The sequence below is a fragment of the Bacillus sp. LR--39 genome, from assembly GCF_053613335.1.
Window position 1 is genome coordinate 1 of record NZ_JBSIOT010000359.1, and the last position, 1,034, is coordinate 1,034.

Below are 1,034 nucleotides of genomic sequence, written 5' to 3' on the forward strand. Positions count from 1 at the left end.
ATAGCCCCTCAGCACGCTGGAAACGGCAATGATCGGCACGACCGGCGTAACCGCCAAAAGCGGATAAAGCGTTCTTTTGTCTGTGAGCAGCGTATCGGCCATCAGCGGGGCGTAAATGAGAAACACCGGAGTGATGATGGCGCTGAGCGTCCCGGTGATCGCAAGAGACATCACTAAAATCTGTTTTGTCTTCCTATGGTCTCGGCGCGCTTCCGCTTCAGCGACCAGCTTGCTGATGGCGACCGGGAGGCCGAACTGGGTGAGGGTGACGGCCAGAAAAAAAGTCGGGGCCGCCATCATGTAAAGCCCGACGCCTTCACCACCGATGAACCTTGCGATGACAATCCGGTTGATAAAGCCGAGCATTCTCGTAATCAAACCCGCCGCTATTAAAATGAGCGTTCCTTTTAAAAACGTCTGCTTCGTCATTTCTAGAGTCCCCTGCCTTCTCAAACAACCTTTAATCATATACAATAAGATATGCGCATACATCGTCCAAGCATGACAAGTCTCTCTGAAAAAATGTGAAAGGAGCGTGGCTTTGGCATGGGCAAACATCCGGCTGATCTGTACAAGGATCATTTAAAACCCTTTCTTCGCAGCAAGACGGAAGAGTTTAGAATACTCGGTTATGACGATATTGAAATAGAGGAATTGTGGTCATACTTATTGAATAAGAAATGGAAGAACCGGAAGGATGTTCAAATTCACCAGCTGGCCGGTGACATTTTATCTGTGAAAATTGGCGAATTTATGAACTATGCAACCGTAGAATCGTTTAAAACGTCTAATTTACTCGACAGCAAAGAAGGGCAGGATATGCTCGATGAGCTGCTGAGGTAGCCGTTGATTTTGGTTGATTTAAGGAGGAAATACATAATGAAAAAAGGACGCTTGATTGCGTTTTTCCTTACCGTTCTCTTGATCGGTACAGGACTGGGAATGTTCACGAAGCCGGCTGCAGACAACATCAGCCTCGGCCTTGATCTTCAGGGCGGTTTTGAGGTTCTGTATGAAGTCCAGCCTGCCAAACA

3 protein-coding genes are annotated in these 1,034 nt (G+C 47.6%); 2 read left to right on the forward strand and 1 reads right to left on the reverse strand.

Translation table 11 applies throughout. The features are described from left to right. Positions 1–429, reverse strand: a 429-nt coding sequence (locus ACWHAR_RS23215; RefSeq protein WP_452087966.1) for an oligosaccharide flippase family protein, incomplete at its 3' end; no start/stop codon positions are given. A gap of 117 nt (positions 430–546) precedes the next feature. Between ACWHAR_RS23215 and ACWHAR_RS23220 the strand changes: the two genes are divergently transcribed. Then, positions 547–843, forward strand: a complete 297-nt coding sequence (locus ACWHAR_RS23220) for a post-transcriptional regulator (protein ID WP_003183971.1) — start codon at positions 547–549, stop codon at positions 841–843. 36 nt (positions 844–879) lie between these two features. Continuing rightward, the coding region (locus ACWHAR_RS23225) for a hypothetical protein (RefSeq protein WP_452087967.1) at positions 880–1,034 on the forward strand (155 nt) is incomplete at its 3' end.